The 19,485-nt window shown below is 70.9% G+C and carries 20 protein-coding genes and 1 tRNA gene; 17 read left to right on the top strand and 4 right to left on the bottom strand.

Annotated elements, in window-relative coordinates; genetic code table 11:
- The 8 genes from PSESU_RS12775 to PSESU_RS12740 all read left to right on the top strand — a co-directional run bounded on the left by PSESU_RS12775 (position 1) and on the right by PSESU_RS12740 (position 10,361).
- On the top strand, positions 1 to 549 hold the full coding sequence (locus PSESU_RS12775; RefSeq protein ID WP_013536203.1) for a hypothetical protein: 549 nt from the start codon (positions 1 to 3) through the stop codon (positions 547 to 549).
- 450 nt (positions 550 to 999) lie between these two features.
- Positions 1,000 to 2,292: a peroxiredoxin family protein gene (locus PSESU_RS12770; protein WP_013536202.1), complete on the top strand. Its 1,293-nt coding sequence runs from the start codon at positions 1,000 to 1,002 to the stop codon at positions 2,290 to 2,292.
- A 182-nt stretch (positions 2,293 to 2,474) separates the two neighbouring features.
- Positions 2,475 to 3,764 carry a dipeptidase gene (locus PSESU_RS12765; protein ID WP_013536201.1) on the top strand — a complete coding sequence of 430 codons (1,290 nt, stop codon included), beginning with the start codon at positions 2,475 to 2,477 and terminating at the stop codon, positions 3,762 to 3,764.
- A gap of 76 nt (positions 3,765 to 3,840) precedes the next feature.
- On the top strand, positions 3,841 to 6,390 hold the full coding sequence (locus PSESU_RS12760; protein WP_013536200.1) for a TonB-dependent receptor plug domain-containing protein: 2,550 nt from the start codon (positions 3,841 to 3,843) through the stop codon (positions 6,388 to 6,390).
- 153 nt (positions 6,391 to 6,543) lie between these two features.
- Positions 6,544 to 7,557: a tRNA dihydrouridine(20/20a) synthase DusA gene (dusA, locus tag PSESU_RS12755; RefSeq protein WP_013536199.1), complete on the top strand. Its 1,014-nt coding sequence runs from the start codon at positions 6,544 to 6,546 to the stop codon at positions 7,555 to 7,557.
- Positions 7,558 to 7,928: 371 nt separating this feature from the next.
- A complete protein-coding gene (locus tag PSESU_RS15765; protein WP_049782457.1) occupies positions 7,929 to 8,168 on the top strand; it encodes a hypothetical protein in 240 nt (79 codons plus the stop codon).
- 65 nt (positions 8,169 to 8,233) lie between these two features.
- A complete protein-coding gene (locus PSESU_RS12745) occupies positions 8,234 to 8,917 on the top strand; it encodes a response regulator transcription factor (protein ID WP_013536197.1) in 684 nt (227 codons plus the stop codon).
- Between the two features lie 85 nt (positions 8,918 to 9,002).
- Positions 9,003 to 10,361, top strand: coding sequence for an ATP-binding protein (locus PSESU_RS12740; RefSeq protein WP_233275224.1), 1,359 nt, complete (start codon positions 9,003 to 9,005; stop codon positions 10,359 to 10,361).
- A 243-nt stretch (positions 10,362 to 10,604) separates the two neighbouring features.
- Here PSESU_RS12740 and PSESU_RS12735 read toward each other — a convergent pair whose 3' ends face one another.
- From PSESU_RS12735 to PSESU_RS12725, 3 genes are all read right to left on the bottom strand, one after another.
- Complete coding sequence (locus tag PSESU_RS12735; RefSeq protein WP_013535305.1) at positions 10,605 to 11,693, bottom strand: IS5 family transposase; 1,089 nt, start codon at positions 11,691 to 11,693, stop codon at positions 10,605 to 10,607.
- 93 nt (positions 11,694 to 11,786) lie between these two features.
- Positions 11,787 to 12,575, bottom strand: a complete 789-nt coding sequence (locus tag PSESU_RS12730; protein ID WP_013536195.1) for a zinc-dependent peptidase — start codon at positions 12,573 to 12,575, stop codon at positions 11,787 to 11,789.
- Complete coding sequence (locus PSESU_RS12725) at positions 12,542 to 12,838, bottom strand: hypothetical protein (protein ID WP_013536194.1); 297 nt, start codon at positions 12,836 to 12,838, stop codon at positions 12,542 to 12,544. Before PSESU_RS12725 ends, PSESU_RS12730 begins: the two co-directional genes overlap by 34 nt.
- Before the next feature lie 101 nt (positions 12,839 to 12,939).
- Here PSESU_RS12725 and PSESU_RS12720 point away from each other — a divergent pair, with 101 nt between their 5' ends.
- The 4 genes from PSESU_RS12720 to PSESU_RS12705 all read left to right on the top strand — a co-directional run bounded on the left by PSESU_RS12720 (position 12,940) and on the right by PSESU_RS12705 (position 15,485).
- Complete coding sequence (locus PSESU_RS12720; RefSeq protein WP_013536193.1) at positions 12,940 to 13,914, top strand: biotin--[acetyl-CoA-carboxylase] ligase; 975 nt, start codon at positions 12,940 to 12,942, stop codon at positions 13,912 to 13,914.
- Positions 13,911 to 14,633 carry a type III pantothenate kinase gene (locus tag PSESU_RS12715; protein WP_013536192.1) on the top strand — a complete coding sequence of 241 codons (723 nt, stop codon included), beginning with the start codon at positions 13,911 to 13,913 and terminating at the stop codon, positions 14,631 to 14,633. The genes PSESU_RS12720 and PSESU_RS12715 overlap by 4 nt, the downstream gene beginning before the upstream one ends.
- Positions 14,634 to 14,678: 45 nt before the next feature.
- A complete protein-coding gene (locus PSESU_RS12710; protein WP_013536191.1) occupies positions 14,679 to 15,383 on the top strand; it encodes an SPOR domain-containing protein in 705 nt (234 codons plus the stop codon).
- A 26-nt stretch (positions 15,384 to 15,409) separates the two neighbouring features.
- Positions 15,410 to 15,485: transfer RNA gene (locus PSESU_RS12705), tRNA-Thr, on the top strand.
- A 29-nt stretch (positions 15,486 to 15,514) separates the two neighbouring features.
- Here PSESU_RS12705 and PSESU_RS12700 read toward each other — a convergent pair.
- Entirely contained in the window at positions 15,515 to 15,853 is a 339-nt protein-coding gene (locus tag PSESU_RS12700) for a hypothetical protein (RefSeq protein WP_013536190.1), read from the bottom strand.
- Positions 15,854 to 15,961: 108 nt separating this feature from the next.
- Here PSESU_RS12700 and rocF point away from each other — a divergent pair, with 108 nt between their 5' ends.
- The 5 genes from rocF to PSESU_RS12675 all read left to right on the top strand — a co-directional run bounded on the left by rocF (position 15,962) and on the right by PSESU_RS12675 (position 19,468).
- Positions 15,962 to 16,885, top strand: coding sequence for an arginase (rocF, locus tag PSESU_RS12695; RefSeq protein WP_013536189.1), 924 nt, complete (start codon positions 15,962 to 15,964; stop codon positions 16,883 to 16,885).
- A gap of 100 nt (positions 16,886 to 16,985) precedes the next feature.
- On the top strand, positions 16,986 to 17,138 hold the full coding sequence (locus tag PSESU_RS12690) for an entericidin A/B family lipoprotein (RefSeq protein ID WP_013536188.1): 153 nt from the start codon (positions 16,986 to 16,988) through the stop codon (positions 17,136 to 17,138).
- A gap of 300 nt (positions 17,139 to 17,438) precedes the next feature.
- The gene (locus tag PSESU_RS12685) at positions 17,439 to 17,654 is read left to right on the top strand and encodes a CsbD family protein (RefSeq protein WP_013536187.1); all 216 of its coding nucleotides are present in this window, start codon (positions 17,439 to 17,441) and stop codon (positions 17,652 to 17,654) included.
- 138 nt (positions 17,655 to 17,792) lie between these two features.
- On the top strand, positions 17,793 to 19,160 hold the full coding sequence (locus PSESU_RS12680; protein WP_013536186.1) for a tryptophan--tRNA ligase: 1,368 nt from the start codon (positions 17,793 to 17,795) through the stop codon (positions 19,158 to 19,160).
- Positions 19,160 to 19,468 (top strand): hypothetical protein, encoded by a 309-nt coding sequence (locus PSESU_RS12675; RefSeq protein ID WP_013536185.1) that lies wholly within the window; start codon positions 19,160 to 19,162, stop codon positions 19,466 to 19,468. The genes PSESU_RS12680 and PSESU_RS12675 overlap by 1 nt, the downstream gene beginning before the upstream one ends.
- Positions 19,469 to 19,485 lie beyond the last annotated feature (17 nt).

The raw sequence follows: 19,485 nt of genomic DNA, 5'->3' as shown, positions 1-19,485 counted from the left end.
ATGAGTCGCACCACGCTGCCGATCCTGCTGCTGGCCGCCTGCCTGGGCATGGGCGTGTTGCCCACCGCCCACGCGCAGGCCTCGCCTGGGCCGGCAAGCGAGGCGTCCGAACGCCCGCACTACGACACCGGCGATGCCTGGCTCGACCGCCAGCTGGCCGATATCGACCGCTACGCCTCCACCTATCCGGAAACCTTCGCCGCCGAGGTGGAGCGCTACGCCGGCGCCTCGCGCGCCTATGTGCGTGGCCTGCTCGCCCAGCCCGGCTGGAACGCCGGCGACGCCTGGTACGCCTGCTTCCTCGCCCGCGCGTTGCAGAGCGACTGCCGCAGCGTGGTGCGTGCCCGCGCACGGCTGGGCAGGCAAGGCGGCTGGACCGGGGTGGTGGCCGAACTGCGCGCGGAAAACGCGGCAGATCCGCATTACGCGCTGCGCCTGTCGATGGCCGACAGCTACCGCCGCTGGGGCCGCGACCTGCAACCCGACGCCGCCCTGCGCCGCGCCCTGCAGCAGCGCGAACGCGAGTTCGTGGAAAGCGGGCGGCAGTAGCTCGCCTGGGCCATCCGGCGCCGTTGCCCGACAGCCACGGCCGCGGTAACCGCGCCCAGTAGACCCGACCCCCGTCGGCCCGGCGCAGGCCGGGACCCGGCAACTTCCGGTGCTGCAGCGCTTCCAATCCGCGAGCGCTGCCGATCGCCGGGATCAATGCCATGGGAGCGAAAGGCACTGGAGCCCGCGTGACCAGGCATTCGTCTGCTGGAAGCGCGCCGGGACGACGGCGGGATGTCGGGCCGCAGTTCCCGCCCCCCGGAGGCACGGCTCCCGCCAGCCACTCCAATGCCGCCGCCTCATGTCCTGTGGAGCAATCGTCATCACTTTCAGGTCCCTGGCATCTGGAGGCGCCGGCACGCGCTGCCTACATTCGCAGGGCAGCCAGAGGTCGCGTTCCGCCGCGCCCATGACCCCGCCCGCTGCCCGACCTCCGTCACGGGAATCGACATGCGCCACGCCTACCGCTCCATCCTCCGCCACGGCCTTGGCCTGATGCTGGCGCTGTGCGCCGCGCAGGCGCTGGCCGCCGCGCCGCAGCCGGCGGAAGGGCGCTGGCGCGGCGAATTCGCCGTCAATGGCGAGGTGTTGCCGTTCAACTTCGAACTCACCGGGCTGGACAGTGAAGCTCCGCGCCTGACCCTGATCAACGGCAGCCGCCGCGACCACTTCGTGGTGGAGCGCCAGCCCGACGGCAGCATCCGCGCGCTGATGAACACCTATGACGCCGCGCTTGAGGCACGGGTGGAGGAGGGTTCCGGCGGCAGGCGCCTGGTGGGCCACTACCGGGACCTGGTGCCCAGGCGCAACGGCGCCAACGACCTGGCCTTCGTCGCCGAGCACGGCCGGGAGTGGCGCTTCGTGCAGCCCGGCAGGGACATCGGCAGCGAGGCCAGCCTCGACGGCAAGTGGGCCATCCTCAACCGTGACCGCAGTGCCGGCCAGAACCAGGTCGCGCTGCTGAAGCAGGAAGGCACGCGCCTGACCGGGGTGTTCATGACCGTGGTCGGCGACACCCGCGAGCTGGAAGGCGTGGTGCAGGGCGACCGCTTCTGGCTGTCGCACTTCAGCGGCCCCAGCCCGGTGCTGATCCGCGGCACCATCGAGGACGGCCAGATCCAGGGTGCGATCAACTTCGGCATCTACAACGTGGCCAAGTTCGAGGGCCACCGCAGCGACGAGGTGGAGCTGCCCGATCCCTACCGCCTGACCTACCTCAAGGACGGCCAGCGCACCCTGGACTTCAGCTTCCCCGACCTGCAGGGCCGTCCGGTCTCGCTGAGGGACGACAAGTACCGCGGCAAGGTGGTGATCGTCGAGGTGATCGGCACCTGGTGCCCGAACTGCACCGACCAGACACAGTTCCTGGCGCCGTGGTTCCGGCAGAACCAGCAGCGCGGCGTGGAGGCCATCGCCGTGGCCTTCGAGCAGGAGGACAGCTTCGAGTACTTCCAGCAGCGCCTGGGCCGGTTCCGCGACTTCTTCGACATCCGCTACGACATCGTCTACGGCGGCCTGGCCGACAAGAAACTCGCCACCGAACGGTTGCGGGGCCTGAACTACATGGCCGCGTTCCCGACCACGATCATCATCGACCGCAGAGGCGAGGTCCGCGAGATCTACACCGGCTATACCGGCACCGTGACCGGCGAGTATTACGAGCAGTACGTGGCCAGGTTCAACGCCCTGCTGGACGAGCTGCTGGCCGAACCCGATCCCTACGCGGGCACGGCCGCACGTTGATGCCTACGTTCCTGCCACGCGCCTTGCTGCAGGTCCCGGCAGCCCAAGCGCGATGTAGCCGCGCGCACGCGCCGACGCACTGACCCGGGCGCGCCGCGCCCCATGCCCTGGTGCTCGTCCTGGTTGCCCGCCGCGGGCAGCCACGGGATCGCCTTGCCTGAAACCTCTCCACGGGAATCCCCATGTCCGCACTGCACCTGCATCGCCCGCTGCCGCTGTCCCGCACCATCGCCGCCCTGGTCCTGTCGCTGGCGGTGGCCGCCTGCGGCGAGAAGAACGCCAACCCGGAGCCCACCGCCGCGCCTGGCCAGTCCCCCGGCGCTACCGCCTCCGCCGGCCCGGCCGCGGTCCACCGCGAGGTGCTGGTGCTCGATGGCCATGCCGACGTGCTGCTGCCCGATACGCCGAAGCGCTACTGGCTGGAAGGCGACGGCAAGCGCACCAGCTTCGAGCGCGTGCGCCAGGGTGGGGTGGACGCGATCGTGTTCTCGATCGCGGTCGGCCCCGGCCCGGAGGATGCCCAGGGCCTGGCCAAGGCCAGGCAGGATGCCGACGCCAAACTGGCGGCGGTGCAGGAGTGGATCGCCGGCTCCAACGGCCAGGCCGAACTGGCGCGCAGCGCCGGCGACGTCGAGCGCCTGCATGGCGAGGGCAAGGTCGCGGTGCTGCTGGGCTTCCAGAACGCGCGCATCCTCGGCACCGACCTGGCCGCGTTCGACCGCTTCCACCAGGCCGGCGTGCGCGTGGCCGGGCTGACCCATGCCGGGCACAACGCCTTCGCCGATTCCTCGCGTCCGCAGGACGGGGTGGCCGAACGCCATGGCGGCCTGAGCGAACTCGGCCGCCAGGCGGTGGCGCGCTTCAACGATCTCGGCGTGCTGATCGACGTCTCCCAGCTCACCCCCGCCGGGGTGAAGCAGGTGCTGGAGCTGAGTCGCGCGCCGGTGGTGGCCACCCATTCCAATGCCCGCGCGCTGGTGGACAACGGCCGCAACCTCTCCGACGAGGAACTGGACCTGGTCAAGGCCAAGGGCGGGGTGGTGCTGGTGACGCCGTTCAAGCCGTACCTGCGCGGGCCCGACGACGCCTGGCGCGAGCGCATCGGCCAACTGCGCAGCGAGGTCGGGCTGCCGGCGCAGTTCACGGTCGCCAACGAGGGATCCGAGGCGCTCGACACCGCCACGCGCGACCGCTTCCTCGACGCGCTGAAGAAGAACGAGCAGCCGGCCACGCTGTCCGACCTGGTCGACCACATCGACTACATCGCCAGGCGCATCGGCGTGGAGCACGTGGGCATCGGCACCGACTTCGACCACGGCGCCGGCGTCGAGGGCTTCGACAGCGAGGCCGACGCGGCCAACGTCACCGCCGAGCTGCTGCGCCGCGGCTACACCCGCGAGCAGGTCGCCGCGATCTGGGGCGGCAACTTCCTGCGCGCGTTGCGCGCCGCCGAGGCTGCCGCACAGGGCTGACCACTTCCTCCCCTTTGACGGGCCGTGGCGCCGCTCCCCTCCCAGGCGCCACGGCCCACCCCCACGGATGCCCCCAATGAACAAGCTCCCCCGGGCCAGCGCACTGGCCCTTTCGATCACTGCGCTTCTCTTCCTGCCGCCAGCCCACGCCGAAACCAAGATCGAGCCGGATGCCAGCGGCAGCGGCGTGGCCACCACCCTCGACCGCCTGACCGTGACCGGCGCGCGTGCCACCGGCCGCACCATCGAGAACAGCCCGGCGCCGATCGACGTGATCAGCGCCCAGGAACTGGAAAGCACCACCCGCACCGACCTGTTCGAGGCGCTCAACAACACCCTGCCGGCCTGGAACACCCCCGTGCGGGCCAATGCCTCGGACCTGGGCAGCATGATCCGCGTCGGCCAGCTGCGCGGCCTCAGTCCCAACCACACCCTGGTCCTGGTCAACGGCAAGCGCTGGCATACCACCGCGCTGTTCGGCGCCGGCGGTCTTACCGGCCAGGCGCCGGTGGACCTGGCCACCTTCCCGACCGGTGCGATCCAGCGCCTCGAGGTGCTGCGCGATGGTGCCTCGGCGATCTACGGCTCGGACGCCATCGCCGGCGTGGTCAACATCATCACCAGCCAGCAGGCCGAGGGCGGGGAGGTGGCCTACCGCTACGGCGTCAACGACGGCGGCGAGGGCGAGCTGCACACGCTCACCGCCAGGGCGGGGTTCGGCCTGGGCCAGGAGGGCTACATCAACTTCGCGATCCAGTACGACGACCAGGACCCGACCATCACCAGCACCGACGTGCCGCTGGACTATCCGCTGTTCTTCCTGCGCGATGCCGACGGCAACCCGGTGGTGCCCACAGGCTCGGTGTGGCGGCCGCAGATCCCGGAAGGCGCCACGCTGGACCCGCGCGAACACGAGGTCGACCGCGGCAGGTGGCGCTGGCCGATCAACGGCCGGCGCAAGTCCGAGCTGCGCGGCTTCACCGCGAATGCCGGTACGCCGCTGGGCGAATCGACCGAGCTGTTCGCGTTCTTCAACCACGCCCGCCGCCAGGCCTGGGCGCCGCAGTTCTTCCGCCCGGTGTGGCGCGACGATGTGGTGCGCGTGATCCATCCGGACGGCTTCCAGCCGAAGGAGGAGATCCGCGAGCAGAGCGTGGGCGGCACCATCGGCCTGCGCGGCAGCCTGGCCGGCGACTGGCAGTGGGAAACCAGCGTGACCCACGGCCAGGACGCGATCCGCGCCTATATCCACGACTCCATCAACCCGACCTTCGGCCTGGACAGCCAGACCAGCTTCTACCTGGGCAAGGTGCGCTACGCGGCCACCACCTGGAACCTGGACCTGCGCCGCGGCTTCGAGGTCGGCCTGGCCAGTCCGCTGGAACTGTCGCTGGGCGCGGAGGCGCGCCAGGAGGATTACCGCAAGTGGGCCGGCGATCCGCAGTCCTACACCCACGGCGGCGGGCTGATCCTGGACGGCCCCAACGCCGGCAAGCCGTACAGCCGCGCGGTGGGCTACTCGCAGGCGCTGGCCGGCTTCAGCCCAGACGACGCGGTCGAGGTCGGGCGCGACAACTGGGCGGTGTACGCCGGCCTGTCCCTCAACCCGGTGGAGCGCTGGACCGTGGACCTGGCCGCCCGCCACGAGGACTACGAGGATTTCGGCACCGCCTCGACCTGGCGCCTGTCCTCGCGCGTGGAGCTGGGCCGGCGCTGGGCGCTGCGCGGCACCGCCAGCACCGGTTTCCAGGCGCCGGCACTGGCCGCCCAGGCGCACAAGTTCACCCAGAACTCGCCGGCCGGCGTGACCTACACCCTGCAGGTGGGCTCGCCGCAGGCCCAGGCGCTGGGCGCGCGGCCGCTGAGACCGGAGGAGTCGGAAAATTACAGCATCGGCCTGGTGTTCCAGCCCTGGGACGGCGCCAGCGCGGCGCTGGACGTGTACCGGATCGACGTGGACAACCGCATCGCCACCTCCACCTCGATCTCCGGCGACAGCTATCCCGGTGCGCTGCCGCTGCTGCAGTCGCTGGGCTACGGGCGCGCCGACGCGGTCTCCTACCTGCTCAACGCGGCCAATACCCGCAACGAGGGCGTGGAGGCGACGTTCGAGGCTTCCAGCGACCTGGGCCGCTTCGGCTCGGTACGCTGGACCGCCGCCGGCAACTGGACCCGCGGCGAGCTGCGCAGCGTGGCGCCCACGCCGGCGGTGCTGGCCGACTACGACGTGCCGGTGTTCAGCCGCGGCAACTCCAACCTGTTGCTGCTGCTGTCACCCAAGAGCAAGCAGATCCTCAGCGCCGACTGGGAGCTGGGCCGCTGGAGCACCCTGCTGCGGTTCACCCGCTACGGCTCGCTGGAGCGCTACGGCGTCCCGGTCGGCCGCCCGGCCTCGGAGGAGGTGGCCTACACCCTCGACCCGGTCTGGATCACCGACCTGGACATCGGCTTCCAGCTCAACGACCACCTGCGCCTGGCGGTGACCGCCAGCAACCTGTTCAACCAGCTGCCCGACAGGCTGCCGGCGGTCCTGACCCAGCCGGGCCAGTACTACTCGTATCCGGTCAATGGCCCGGTCTCGGCCGACGGCGGCTTCTACTCGGCCAGCATCGAGTACCGCTGGTAGCGGGCAGGGTGGGCAGCGCGGTCCCGCACCCGGCCGGTATTCCGTGGGCCGGCCGGGTGCGGGGGCGACTGTCGACGCCGGCGCCGTTCAGCCATCCGGTTGGGCAAGCCGCGGGGGATGGGGGACAATCCCCGCCCCCCGCCGGTTCTTGCCATGCCTGCCGTCCCCGCCTCCTACGCCGCCTCCGCCCGCCTGTCCGTCGCCCCGATGATGGACTGGACGGACCGCCACTGCCGGGTGTTCCACCGCCTGCTGGCGCCGCATGCGAGGCTGTACACGGAGATGGTCCACGCCAACGCCGTGGTCCTGGGCGACCGCGGGCGGCTGCTGGGCTTCGATCCGGTCGAGCACCCGGTCGCCCTGCAGCTGGGCGGCAGCGAGCCCGGGGCGCTGGCCAATGCCACCCGCATCGGCGCCGAGTGGGGCTACGACGAGGTCAACCTCAACTGCGGCTGCCCCTCGGACCGGGTCCAGGCGGGGCGCTTTGGTGCCTGCCTGATGCGCGAGCCGAGCCTGGTGGCCGAGTGCGTGGCGGCGATGATCGAGGGCGCCGCGGCCAGCGGCCGCAATGTCCCGGTCACGGTGAAATGCCGCCTGGGCGTGGACGAGGACCACGAGTACGAGCGCTTCGCGGCCTTCATCGACGCGGTCGCCGCCGCCGGCTGCCGGACTTTCGTGGTCCACGCCCGCAACGCCTGGCTGCAGGGGCTCTCGCCCAAGGAGAACCGCGAGGTCCCGCCGCTGCGCTACGACTGGGCCTGGCGGCTCAAGCGCGAGCGCCCGGGGCTGGAGATCCTGGTCAACGGCGGGATTGCATCCGAGGCCCAGGTCCACGAGCAGCTGGCCCACGTGGACGGGGTGATGCTGGGCCGCGCGGCCTACCACGACCCCTACCTGCTGCACCGCCTGGACGTGGCCCTGTACGGCGGCGAGCTGGCCGACCGGGCAAGCCTGCTGCGCCGGCTGCGCCCCTACGTGGAGGCGCAGCTGGCCTCCGGGCTGGCGCTCAAGCACATCACCCGCCACGTCCTGGGCCTGTTCCACGGCCAGCCGGGCGGGCGCCTGTTCCGCCAGGTGCTCAGCGAGGGCGCCCACCGCCCGGGCGCCGGCTGGGACCTGGTCGAGCAGGCCCTGGACGCCACCGCCGGGGCGCTGGCCGCCGGCTGATCGGGGTCCGTTTCCCGCGGAGGCCTGAAAACCAGTGGTTTTCGTGGCTGAACGGCGCCCGCCGAGGGTGTGGATAAGTTCAGACCGGATTCACCGCCTTCTAACGACCATGCCAGTCCAGCCAAGGGCCTTGGCCGCACATGCAGTCCCGCGTGTGCAGGCCGTATGAAAGACCCGCGCCGTTCGTTAGGATTGCAATGATGTCTGCCTCGCGCCGTCTCCTCACCGTCCTCCTGCTGGCTGGCCTGCCGGTCCTGGCAGCTGCCCAGCCGACCGTGGCCGGGCCGGGAATCGGCGAGCGCGGCGGCCCGCCCCGTGGCGAACGTCCGGTCCCCCGCGGCGAACGGCCCGCGCCCCATGGCGAGCGGCCGGTGTCGCGCGAGCCCCATGCCAACGCGGAGGCGCGCCAATCGCGTCGCAGCGTTTCCGAGGCGGTGCGCTGGGTGCAGCGTTCCACCGGCGGCCAGATCCTCGGCGCCGAGCTGGTCCCGTACGAGGGCCGCAACATCACCCGCGTGAAGTACATGGACGATCGCGGCCGGGTCCGCTATATGGATGACCCCGGTCCTGGCGAACGCAGCCGCAGGTCGTCGCGACGCGACGATCACTAAAACCGCTGGACCATGGGGAGCCGGCAGCTGCCGGCAACCTACTGACTGCAACTCAGGGAGAGTGCATGCGAATCCTTCTGGTCGAAGACGAGGCCCCGCTGCGGGAGACCCTCGCCGCCCGCCTCAAGCGCGAGGGCTTCGCGGTTGATGCCGCGCAGGATGGCGAGGAAGGCCTCTACATGGGACGCGAGGTCCCGTTCGACGTGGCGATCATTGACCTGGGCCTGCCCAAGATGTCGGGCATGGAGCTGATCAAGGCGCTGCGCGACGAGGGCAAGAACTTCCCGGTGCTGATCCTCACCGCCCGCTCGAGCTGGCAGGACAAGGTCGAGGGCCTCAAGCAGGGCGCCGACGACTACCTGGTCAAGCCGTTCCACGTCGAAGAGCTGCTGGCGCGCCTGAACGCGCTGGTGCGCCGCGCCGCGGGCTGGAGCAAGCCGGTGCTGGAGTGCGGCCCGGTCGCGCTGGACCTCGCCGCGCAGACGGTCACCGTCAGCGGCAGCAACGTCGACCTGACCAGCTACGAGTACAAGGTCCTCGAGTACCTGATGATGCACGCCGGCGAGCTGGTCTCGAAGGCCGACCTCACCGAGCACATCTACCAGCAGGACTTCGACCGCGACTCCAACGTGCTCGAGGTCTTCATCGGCCGCCTGCGCAAGAAGCTGGATCCGGAAGGCGAGCTCAAGCCGATCGAGACCGTGCGTGGCCGCGGCTACCGCTTCGCGATCCCGCGCACCGACGGCTGAGCCGCGCTAGCGGGGTCTCGTGGAAGGGAGCAACAGGCCCCGGTTCCGCCCCTGGCGGCCGCGATCGCTGAAGGCCCGCCAGCTGATGGCGGCCTCCATCGGCCTGGTCGCATTCCTGATGCTGGCCGGCGTCGCCCTGGACCGCTCCTTCGCCGAGACCGCGCAGAACAACCTGCGCCAGCGGCTGAAGGCCTACGCCATGGCGTACGCGGACAACATCGATTTCGGCCGCGACGGTTCGCTGTACACCCCCGAGGTCGGCCCCGATCCCCGTTTCCACCGCCCCGGCAGCGGCCTCTACGCCGAGGTCGTGCTGCCTGACGGGCGCTGGGCCTCGATGTCGGCCGAGGGCCCGCTGCTGCCGGAGGGCGAGGCCACCCTCAACCCGCGCGAGGAACGCTTCGAGGGGCCGCTGCCGGTCACCCAGATCGACGGCAGCCGCGGCGAGGTCTACCGCTACGGCATCGGCCTGGTCTGGGGCGAGCGCGGGCCGGACGCCGAATTCCCGTACACCATCTACGTCATGGAGGACACGCAGACCCTGGATGCCCAGGTCCGCGTGTTCCGCGGCGCGCTGTGGATGAACCTCGGCAGCGCCGGCCTGATCCTGCTGCTGCTGCAGGCGGTGATCCTGCAGTGGAGCCTGCGCCCGCTGCAGCGGGTGATCACCGAGCTGACCAGGGTCCAGCGCGGCCAGCTGCAGCGCATGAGCGGCCACCACCCGCGCGAGCTGGAACCGCTGACCGAGAGCATCAACGCGCTGATCGATTCGGAGCGCGAGAACCTCGAGCGCCAGCGCAACACCCTGGCCGACCTGGCCCACAGCCTGAAGACCCCGCTGGCGGTGCTGCGTACCCAGCTCGACTCCGGTGCCGCGGACACGCCACTGCGCCAGGAACTGGATACCCAGCTGCGGCGCATGAACGACCTGGTCTCCTACCAGCTGGCGCGCGCCGCCTCCGGTGGCCACAAGCTGTTCTCGGCACCGGTGCCGATCGAGTCCACCGCCGAGGAGATCGTGCGCGGGCTGGAGAAGGTCTACACGCGCAAGGGCGTGCTGTGCGAGTTCGACATCGCCGCCGACGCCCGCTTCTACGGCGAGGCCGGCGACCTGCAGGAGCTGCTGGGCAACCTGCTGGAGAACGCCTTCAAGTGGGCCAAGCACCGCGTGGTGCTGACCGCGCGCCCGGGCCCTGTGACCTCGCCCAACCGCCGTGCCGGCCTGCTGCTGGCGGTGGACGACGACGGTCCCGGCATCGCCCCGGAGGACGTGGCCAAGGTGCTGCAGCGTGGCGTGCGCGGCGACGAGCGGGTGCAGGGCCACGGCATCGGCCTGTCCATCGTGCAGGACCTGGTACGCGACTACCGCGGCGAGCTGCAGGTCACCCGTTCCCAGGAACTGGGCGGCGCCCGGTTCGAAGTGACGCTGCCGCCGGGGCTTTGACGGCCGGGATTCGGGATTGGTGATTCGGGATTCGGGATTCGGGATTCGGGATTCGTAAGCGCGTGGCCCGGATGCGCTTCGCTTTGCGGGCTTAGCAGCCTGTTGAAATTCGACCCGGCGAAGCCCCCGACTCGGTCGGCAGCGCGGATTTCTCGCTGCTCAAGCGCTCCGCAAGCGCGTCCCGCGCTCTGAAACAAGCCCGCTTTCGGGCTTCCAGGCGCACCTTCCCCGCCGGGGCCGCCATCACGCGGCCCCCGCGGCGATCAGCTTCGGCAGGCGGACGAGGTTGCTCGCCGCCATCGCCAGCTGAAACAGCGCCTCGACCTTCGTAAGGCCGCGCTGCTTGACCTGACGCATTCCGGCAGCCGCCTTGAGCCATCCGAAGTGCGTTTCGATCCAGGCGCGCGTCCGCAGGCTGATCGCATACCCGGCGTGTCGGGTAGTGCGGCCATCGATGGCGCTGCGGCGGTGCGAGGTGTTCTGCGCAACGTGCGGGGTGATACCCATGGCCCGACAGCCCGCGACGAAGTCCGCCGTGTCGTACCCCTTGTCCGCGGCCAGCGTGCGCCGTCGTCGGCCGCGCAGCGAACCAAGCATCGCCAACGCCGCGTCACGCTCACCATGGCCGCTGGCCTGCGTGACACACGCTGCACGCACCAGGCCGCTGCGATGCTCCATGAGCACATGGGCCTGGTAGCTCAGCTGCGCCCCGGTATTGCCCTTGCGGTAAAGCCTGGCGTCCGGATCGCTGGCCGATTCGTGCGTGTCGTTGCGACGCTTCTGACCCTTGAAATCAGGCTGGGCGTTGCGATGCCCACCACCCGGTGGGTCCTTCGGCGTCCCATCCTTGGGACGGAAGCTCTTGTGCGAGGCCCACGCCTGCAGCAGCGTGCCGTCGACCGAGAAATGCTCGTCCGACATCAGGCCCCGCTTTTCCGCCAACCGCACCACCTCGGCCAGAAACTCGCTCGCCACCTCGTTTCCGTTCAAGCGATCCCGGTTCTTCGAGAACACGGAGTGATCCCAGACCGGCTCGTCGATCGCGATACCGACGAACCAGCGGAACAGCAGGTTGTAGTGGAGCTGCTCCATCAGCATCCGCTCGCTCCGGATCGAGTAGAACAGCTGCAGCAGCTGCGCCCGCATCAGTTTCTCCGGCGCGATGGAGGCGCGGCCGGTATCGGCGTACAGCGCCGAAAACAGGCCGCTCATGCGCCTGAGCGCCTCATCGGCCAGCTCCCGAATGGATCGGAGCGGATGGTCCGCCGGGACGAAGTCGGCGAGCTTGGCGACCGTGAACAACGATTCCTGAGTGACGTCTGCACCGCGCATCCCACGCCCTCCACTATGGCTGAGGTCGATATCGCAAACAGAGGGCTTGAAAGCAAGCTCTGGCGCGGGAGAATTTCAACAAGCTGTTAGGGGCTACGCGGTGCGCAGGGGCGAGGGGCCGTAGAAGCGGGCCAGGTGCGCCGCCACTTCCGGCATCTCTTCCTCGAGCAGCGCGGGCGCGGAGAAGTGGTACTCGGTGGCCACCGCGAAGAACTCTTCCGGTGCCTCGGCCGCGTAGGGATCGATCGCGGTTTCGGCGCCGGCGTCTACCTGCGCGCAGAAGGCGTCGTACGCGCGCTGGAAATCGCGTGCCCACTGCCGGTGCCAGGCGCCGGGCAGGGGCGGGGTGCCGTCCAGTTCGCCGTCGAGCACGTCCAGCTTGTGCGCCATCTCGTGCACGGCCACGCAGTAGCCGGCGTCCGGCTCCTCGAGGTCGGCGCGGACGTCGGCCCAGGACAGCACCAGCGGGCCGTGGTCCCAGGCCTCGCCGGCCAGCTCGTCGTCCCATTCGTGCAGCACGCCGGCGGCATCCACGTGGCTGCGGCGCACGCGGAACGCGTCGGGATAGACGAGCAGCTGCGACCAGCCGCGCAGGCCCTGCTCGCCGAACTCCAGCAGCGGCAGGCAGCACAGCGCCGCCAGCAGCACCCGGTCGCCGTCCGCCAGCTCCAGCCCGCCCAGCGGGGTGATGGTCTTCTCGTGCAGGAAACGCGCGGCCAGTCCGCGCAGCCGGGCCAGGCGCGCGTCGTCGAGCCTGCGTGCCCACGGCAGGGCCTGGCAGGCCTGCTGCCAGAGGTCGTCGTCGATGGGTGCCGCGCCGATGCGCAGCCAGCGCGAAAGCCTGGAGATCAGCGGAACATACCCGGCAGGAAGCTGTGCCAGCGGCCACTGCGGGCGCGCGGCACGACCGCGTCGGAGGCATCGCCGCCACCGCCGCCGGACGTCGCCTGGCGCGGAGTGGTGCGGGCCACCGGCGGTACCGCCGGACGCGCCTGCGGGGCTTCCTCGCCAGCGCGCTCGGCCACGGTCGCGGCCGGGCGGGCGTATACGCAGGCGCCCTGCTTCTGGTCCGGTTCCGGGACTCCGGGCGCGGCCAGGCACAGGGTGGGGCAGGTCAGCAGCAGGAGCGTGAGGTAACGGCGCATGGGTCGTTCCGGACGGCCGGCAAGGCGTCGAATATAACGCGGAACCGCCCCGCGCAACGGGCGCGGCGGCCGCCGATGCCGGATAATCCCGCCCTTGCAGGATGGATGGAGCGGTTGTGGACGATCGGGAGCTGCTGCGGCGGCTGGCAGCGGGGGGGGGCTCGGGCGACGCACTGGCGCGCGACGCGGGCATCACCCGCGCGGCGGTCTGGAAGCGGATCGAGGGACTGCGCGCGGCCGGTGCGCGGATCGAAGCCCGCCCGGGCCGTGGCTACGTGCTGGACGCCCCGCTGGAACTGCTCGACCCGGTGCGCCTGCGCGCAGGCCTCTCGCCTGCAGCCGCTTCCGGCCTGCACGCGCTGGACGTGGCCTGGAGCCTGGATTCGACCAACACCGAGCTGCTGCGGCGTCCGCTGCAGGCCGGCACCGAGGTCCTGCTGGCCGAGCGCCAGAACGCCGGCCGCGGCCGCCTCGGCCGGCGCTGGGTGTCGCCGCTGGGTGGGCAGGTCTGCATGTCGGTACGGCGCGGCTTCCAGGGCGGCCTGGCCCGGCTGGGCGGCCTGAGCCTGGTGGCCGGCGTCGCGGTGGCCGAGGCCCTGCGTGCCTGCGGCTATCCGATGGTGGGCCTGAAGTGGCCCAACGACCTGGTCGCCGGCGGCCTCAAGCTGGCCGGCCTGCTGGTGGAAGGCGGCGGCGAGCACGGCGGCCCGGTGCACGCGGTGATCGGCATCGGCATCAACGTCGACCTCGGCCCGACGGACGATATCGACCAGCCCTGGACCGACCTGGGCCGGCTGGGCGGCGGCCGCGTGCCTTCGCGCAACGCGGTGGCCATCGCCGTGCTGGACGCGCTGCTGCAGGCGCTGGAACTGTTCGACAGGGAGGGCCTGGCGCCGTTCCTGCCGCGCTATGCGGCACTGGACGCGCTGGCCGGGCATCCGGTGCGGGTGCTGGACAGCCGCGGCGATTTCGAGGGGCGCGCGCTTGGCCTGGCCCCCGACGGCGCCCTGCGCGTCTCCACCGGTGACGGCGAGCGCCGGGTACACGCCGGCGAAGTGAGCGTGAGGCGGCAATGAGCGACTGGCTGTTCGATCTCGGCAACTCGCGCTTCAAGGCCGCGCCGTGGAGCGGCGGTGCGCCTGGGCAGGTGCAGGCCTGGCCGCATGGCGAGGACATCCACCAGGCGCCGGTGCCGCGCGGGCGCCGCGCCTTCGTCGCCAGCGTCGCCAGCCAGGCCCTGACCGCGGCGGTGCTGGAGCGGCTGCACGCGAACTTCGACGAGGTCCATGTCGCCCGCAGCCAGGCCGGGTGCGCCGGGGTGCAGGTGGCCTATCCGCAGCCGCAGCGTTTCGGCGTGGACCGCTTCCTGGCCCTGCTGGCCGCGCACAAGGACGGCGGCGACGTGCTGCTGGCCGGGATCGGCACCGCGCTGACCATCGACCTGCTCGATGCCAGCGGGCGCCACCACGGCGGCCGCATCGCGCCCTCGCCGACGCTGATGCGCGAGATCCTGCACGCGCGTGCCGCGCAGCTGCCGGCGCAGGGCGGGCAATACCGCGAATTCGCCGACGATACCGACGACGCCCTGGCCTCCGGCTGCGACGGTGCCGCCGTGGCCCTGGTGCTGCGTTCGCTGGAACAGGGCAGGCAGCTGCTGGGCCGCGACCCGGCGCTTCTGCTGCACGGCGGTGGCGCCGAGGCACTGGCACCCCTGTTGCCGCAGGCACGGCTGCGTCCGTCGCTGGTGCTGGAAGGCCTGGCGATCTGGGCCGGCGAAGCGGACGCCTCGCGCTGACCGGCGGCCGGCCGCGCGCCGGCGCGCTCCCCTAGAATCGGGGTCATGATCGTCCGCGCCCTCATCGTCCTGCTCGCCGTCCTCAATCTCGGCGTCGCCACCTGGTGGCTGCTGCGCCCCGAGCCGGCCGCGCCCGCGGTCCCGCAACCGCCGGCCGGCGTGGCCACCCTGGAGCTGGTGCGCACGCTGGATCCCGGATCGCGCCCCGCACCCGCCCCGGTGCCCGCAGCGGCCTCCGCGCCTGCCCCCGCCCCTGGCACCGCACTGGCAGCACCCGTGCCAGCCGCGCCTGCGACCGTCTGCCTGCGCACCGGTCCGTTCGCCGGTCGCGACGAGGCCGCCGCGCTGCAGTCGCGCCTGGGCGCACTGCTGCAACGTTCGCGCCTGGAGGAGGACGCGGGCGAGGCCGAGATGTACCGCGTGCTGCTGCCGCCGGTGGCCAGCCGCGAGGCGGCCCAGGCGACCGTGGCCCGCCTGCAGGAGGCCGGCTTCAACGACATGCTGGTGCTGCAGCAGGGTGCCGAAGCCAACGCCGTGGCGCTGGGCACCTTCCGCAACCGCGACATGGCCGAGCGTCGCGTGGCCGCGATGCAGCAGCTGGGATTCCCGGCCGAGCTGCGCGAGATGGGACGCGGCCAGCCGCCGCGCTGGTGGCTGTTGCTGGCCACCACCGAGGAAGCGAAGGTCCGCCAGGTCGCGGGCGACGCCCGCGCGATCAACTGCAGCCGGGTGCGCGGCACCGGCAGCTGAGCGGCTGCGCTAGAATCGCCGCCCCTGCCGCTTTAGCTCAGTTGGTAGAGCAACGGTCTTGTAAACCGTAGGTCGTCCGTTCGATTCGGACAAGCGGCACCAATCTTCCGCGCGCCTGCTTCCAGCCTGCCTCAGGGCAGCAGGCCGCAGGCCGCATACAGCGGCGCCGGACGCGACAGGCGCACGCCATCGGGCAGGCCTGGCGGCCAGCGGTAGCCCGCCTGCCACGCAACCACACGCCACTGGCCCTGGGACGGCAGGTCGTAGGCGTACCAGGCCTCGCCGTCGTGGAACCCGTGGAGGTCGTGGAACCCGTGGAGGATGTCGGTCCGGCCGTCGGCCTCGGCCAGCAGGGTCAGCGGCACGTTGAACGGCGGCGGCTCGTCGCTGGCCGTAGTGGCCGCCGGGACGACCGCGGCCGGGACACGGGCCGCGGGAGCGACAGGGGGCAGGCAGGTGGTGGTGGTCATGGCGTCTTGGATAGCAGTCTGGCCGTGAAACCAGCGTCTGCTGCGCTGCGGCGCGTGGTCCCGAAGCCTCCCCGCTAGACTGCGGGAAAGTTTCAACGGATACCGTCAATGCCTCGCAGCTATCCCCCTGTTTCCCTGATCGGCGTTCCCACCGACGTTGGTGCCGGGCACCGTGGCGCCTCCCTGGGCCCCGACGCCCTGCGCATCGCCGGGATCGGCGAGGCACTGGCCGCGCGCGGGGTGGAGGTGCTGGACACCGGCAACCTGTCCGGCCCGCCCAATCCCTGGCAGCCTCCGGTCGCCGGGTACCGCCATCTGGAGCAGGTGGTGCAGTGGAATCGCAGCCTGATGCAGGCCAGCCTGGCCGAGCTGCGCCGCGGGCGCATGCCGGTGATGCTGGGCGGCGACCACTGCCTGGCGATGGGTTCGATCAGCGCGGTGGCGCGCCACTGCCGCGAGACCGGCAAGCAGCTGCGCGTGCTGTGGCTGGACGCACATGCCGACTTCAACACCAGCGAGGTCACGCCCTCGGGCAACGTGCATGGCATGCCGGTGGCCTGCCTGTGCGGTATCGGCCCGCGCGAACTGGTCAGCCTCGATGGCGAAGGCCCGGCGATCACCCCGGCGCAGGTGCGGCAGATCGGCATCCGCTCGGTGGATCCGGAGGAGAAGCGCCTGGTCAAGCAGCATGGCCTGGACATCTACGACATGCGTTACATCGACGAGGTCGGGATGAAGGCGGTGATGCAGCAGGCGCTGGACGGCGTGGACGAGGGCACGCACCTGCATGTCAGCTTCGACGTGGACTTCCTCGATCCGGGCATCGCTCCGGGCGTGGGTACCACCGTGCCGGGCGGCGTGAACTACCGCGAGGCGCAGCTGGTGATGGAGATGATCGCCGACACCGGCCGCCTGGGTTCGCTGGACATCGTCGAGCTCAATCCCGTGCTCGATACGCGCAACGCGACGGCCGAGCTGGCGGTGGACCTGGTCGAGAGCCTGTTCGGCAAGTCCACCCTGATGCGTGATTGAAACGTCAGCAAAGGGTTCACGCCGGGACGACGGGCGACCGGGAAAAGTGGCGCCCAGCCCCGCACATGCCGTGCGGGCATGACATCCGATGGGAGCCCCTATGAAGCGCATCGTTGCCCTGACTTTCATCAGCCTGTTCTCGATCTCCGCCCTGACCGCCTGCAACACCATGGCCGGCGCCGGCAAGGACATCCAGAAGGGCGGCGAAAAGCTCGAAGACAAGGCCCAGGACTGCAAGGACGGCAAGTGCTGAGCTGAGGAGTTCGAGAGGAACCGGTAAGCGCCAGGAAGCGCCGGGCACAGAGGAAGTGCGCAGATGGAGTTGCAAGCGGGCGGAGCCAGTGATGGCTCCGCCTTTTGTTGTCCGCGCCGCAAGGCGGTGCGGATTCTTCATGGGAAGGAATCACTACAGGCCAGCGTTAATACAGGCCAGCGTTCAGCCACCTAACTTCGCATTGACGGCGGCTGGACCGCCGGCGAACGCCGCCGCTGCGAAGCTGTGTCCAACCCGGAACGAAACCGGGTGCCTAACCCCCGACTACAAGGAGCACGTATGAACCGCGACATCATCGCTGGTAACTGGAAGCAGCTTAAGGGCCAGATGAAGGCCAAGTGGGGCGACCTCACCGACGACGTGTTCGACGTGGCCGAGGGCAATGCCGAGTACCTGGCCGGCAAGCTGCAGGAGCGCTATGGCTGGGAGAAGGATCACGCCGAGCGCGAGATCCGCGACTTCGAGAAGACCCTCGACCAGAAGTACCACCACTAAGCAGTGGCGACCCAGGCCCGGGCCACGGCGAGCCGCCGGCCCGGGCTTTTTCCTGTCCGCTTCCCGGGGAGGAAGGGCGCGCGGGTGGCCAAGGCCGGGCAGGGGTAGAATCGGCACGTTTCCCCGACTGCGTGCACCATGACCGTTCGCGTCCTCACCGGCATCACCACCACCGGCACCCCGCACCTGGGCAACTATGCCGGTGCCATCCGTCCCGCCGTCGCCGCCTCGCGCGCGCCCGGGGTGGAGAGCTTCTTCTTCCTGGCCGACTACCACGCCCTGATCAAGGCCGACGACCCGCGCCGCGTGGCCCGCTCGCGCCTGGAGATCGCCGCGACCTGGCTGGCCTGCGGCCTGGATCCGGAAAAGGTCGTGTTCTACCGGCAGTCGGACATCCCCGAGATCCCGCAGCTGACCTGGCTGCTGACCTGCGTCACCGCCAAGGGGCTGCTCAACCGCGCGCACGCCTACAAGGCCGCGGTCGACAAGAACACCGAGGCAGGCGAGGACGCCGATGCGGGCGTCACCGCCGGGCTGTACATGTATCCGGTGCTGATGGCCGCCGACATCCTCGCCTTCGGCGCGCACAAGGTGCCGGTGGGCCGCGACCAGATCCAGCACATCGAGATGGCGCGCGACATCGGCCAGCGTTTCAACCACCTCTACGGCGACGCCTGGCGCCAGGCCACCGGCCAGTCCGGCGAGCCGTTGGTGCTGCCGGAAGTGCAGATCGACGAGAACGTGGCCACCCTGCCGGGCCTGGACGGCCGCAAGATGTCCAAGAGCTACGACAACACCATCCCGCTGTTCGCGCCGCCGGCGGAGATCAAGCGCCTGGTGATGTCGATCGTCACCGACTCGCGCGCGCCCGGCGAGCCCAAGGACACCGAGGGTTCGGCCGTGTTCCAGCTGTACCAGGCCTTCGCCACGCCGGAGCAGGCCGAGGAGATGCGCCACGCCTTCGCCGAGGGCATTGGCTGGGGCGATGCCAAGCAGCGCCTGGTGGCCCGCATCGAGGACGCTGTGGCGCCGATGCGCGAGCAGTACGCGCAGCTGATCGCCAGGCCGGCGCAGCTGGAGGAGATCCTGCAGGAGGGCGCGCGCAAGGCGCGCGAGACCACCGTGCCGCTGCTGGACGGCCTGCAGCGTGCGGTCGGCCTGGGTGGTTTCCAGGTGGCGGTCACGCAGTCTGTCGAGAAGAAGAAAAAGCCCGCCGCGCGCCTGCCGCAATTCAAGCAGTACCGCGAGGCCGATGGCCGCTTCCACTTCAAGCTGGTCGATGCCGAAGGCCGCGTGCTGCTGCAGGGCGACGGCTCCGGATCCCCGCGCGAGGCTGGCGAGCGCATCGCCCGGCTGCGCCGCGAGGGCATCAACGCGCTGCATGCGCTGGAGCAGGGCGCGGTCGGCCTGATGGGCGAGCGCGTGGGCACCCTGGGCGCGGACGTGGCCGGGGTCGACGTGGTGATCGAGGCCCTGCGCCAGCTGTCCGAGGCGGAGGCCGGCTGATGGCCTGGCTGTCGCTGCTGCTGTTCCTGCCCTGGTTCGCTGTCCTCGGCGGCCTGTACTGGCTGTTCCCGCGCACGCCGCGCCCGGCCGCGCGCCGCAGGTTCGACCTGGTGGTCCTGTTGCTGGCGCTGGTGCTGAGCGTGGCCGGCATGCACTGGGGCTACCACGAGGGCCTGGCCTGGCGTGGCGCCGGCCCGATCTGGCGCCAGGTGCTGGCGGTGCTCTACGCCTACGGCGCCTTCCTGGCGGTGCTGGCGGTGGCCATCCCGCTGCGCATGCGCCTGTCCCAGGGCTGGACCCGGGGCTGAGAAGGCAGGCCGGGCCG

This window comes from Pseudoxanthomonas suwonensis 11-1, assembly GCF_000185965.1.
GTDB lineage: Bacteria > Pseudomonadota > Gammaproteobacteria > Xanthomonadales > Xanthomonadaceae > Pseudoxanthomonas > Pseudoxanthomonas suwonensis_A.
This window is presented reverse-complemented; position numbering and strand designations above follow the sequence as displayed.

Excerpts from the sequence above, each read along its gene's own strand:
- PSESU_RS12710 (WP_013536191.1), top strand. The coding sequence starts at position 14,679 with ATGATCGTCCGCGCCCTCATCGTCCTGCTCGCCGTCCTCAATCTCGGC.
- PSESU_RS12685 (WP_013536187.1), top strand. The coding sequence starts at position 17,439 with ATGAACCGCGACATCATCGCTGGTAACTGGAAGCAGCTTAAGGGCCAG.
- rocF (WP_013536189.1), top strand. The coding sequence starts at position 15,962 with ATGCCTCGCAGCTATCCCCCTGTTTCCCTGATCGGCGTTCCCACCGAC.
- PSESU_RS12735 (WP_013535305.1), bottom strand. The coding sequence starts at position 11,693 with ATGCGCGGTGCAGACGTCACTCAGGAATCGTTGTTCACGGTCGCCAAG.
- PSESU_RS12680 (WP_013536186.1), top strand. The coding sequence starts at position 17,793 with ATGACCGTTCGCGTCCTCACCGGCATCACCACCACCGGCACCCCGCAC.
- PSESU_RS12675 (WP_013536185.1), top strand. The coding sequence starts at position 19,160 with ATGGCCTGGCTGTCGCTGCTGCTGTTCCTGCCCTGGTTCGCTGTCCTC.
- PSESU_RS12720 (WP_013536193.1), top strand. The coding sequence starts at position 12,940 with ATGGATGGAGCGGTTGTGGACGATCGGGAGCTGCTGCGGCGGCTGGCA.
- PSESU_RS12690 (WP_013536188.1), top strand. The coding sequence starts at position 16,986 with ATGAAGCGCATCGTTGCCCTGACTTTCATCAGCCTGTTCTCGATCTCC.
- PSESU_RS12700 (WP_013536190.1), bottom strand. The coding sequence starts at position 15,853 with ATGACCACCACCACCTGCCTGCCCCCTGTCGCTCCCGCGGCCCGTGTC.
- PSESU_RS12770 (WP_013536202.1), top strand. The coding sequence starts at position 1,000 with ATGCGCCACGCCTACCGCTCCATCCTCCGCCACGGCCTTGGCCTGATG.
- PSESU_RS12765 (WP_013536201.1), top strand. The coding sequence starts at position 2,475 with ATGTCCGCACTGCACCTGCATCGCCCGCTGCCGCTGTCCCGCACCATC.
- PSESU_RS12715 (WP_013536192.1), top strand. The coding sequence starts at position 13,911 with ATGAGCGACTGGCTGTTCGATCTCGGCAACTCGCGCTTCAAGGCCGCG.
- PSESU_RS12725 (WP_013536194.1), bottom strand. The coding sequence starts at position 12,838 with ATGCGCCGTTACCTCACGCTCCTGCTGCTGACCTGCCCCACCCTGTGC.
- PSESU_RS12745 (WP_013536197.1), top strand. The coding sequence starts at position 8,234 with ATGCGAATCCTTCTGGTCGAAGACGAGGCCCCGCTGCGGGAGACCCTC.
- dusA (WP_013536199.1), top strand. The coding sequence starts at position 6,544 with ATGCCTGCCGTCCCCGCCTCCTACGCCGCCTCCGCCCGCCTGTCCGTC.
- PSESU_RS12775 (WP_013536203.1), top strand. The coding sequence starts at position 1 with ATGAGTCGCACCACGCTGCCGATCCTGCTGCTGGCCGCCTGCCTGGGC.
- PSESU_RS12740 (WP_233275224.1), top strand. The coding sequence starts at position 9,003 with ATGGCGGCCTCCATCGGCCTGGTCGCATTCCTGATGCTGGCCGGCGTC.
- PSESU_RS12760 (WP_013536200.1), top strand. The coding sequence starts at position 3,841 with ATGAACAAGCTCCCCCGGGCCAGCGCACTGGCCCTTTCGATCACTGCG.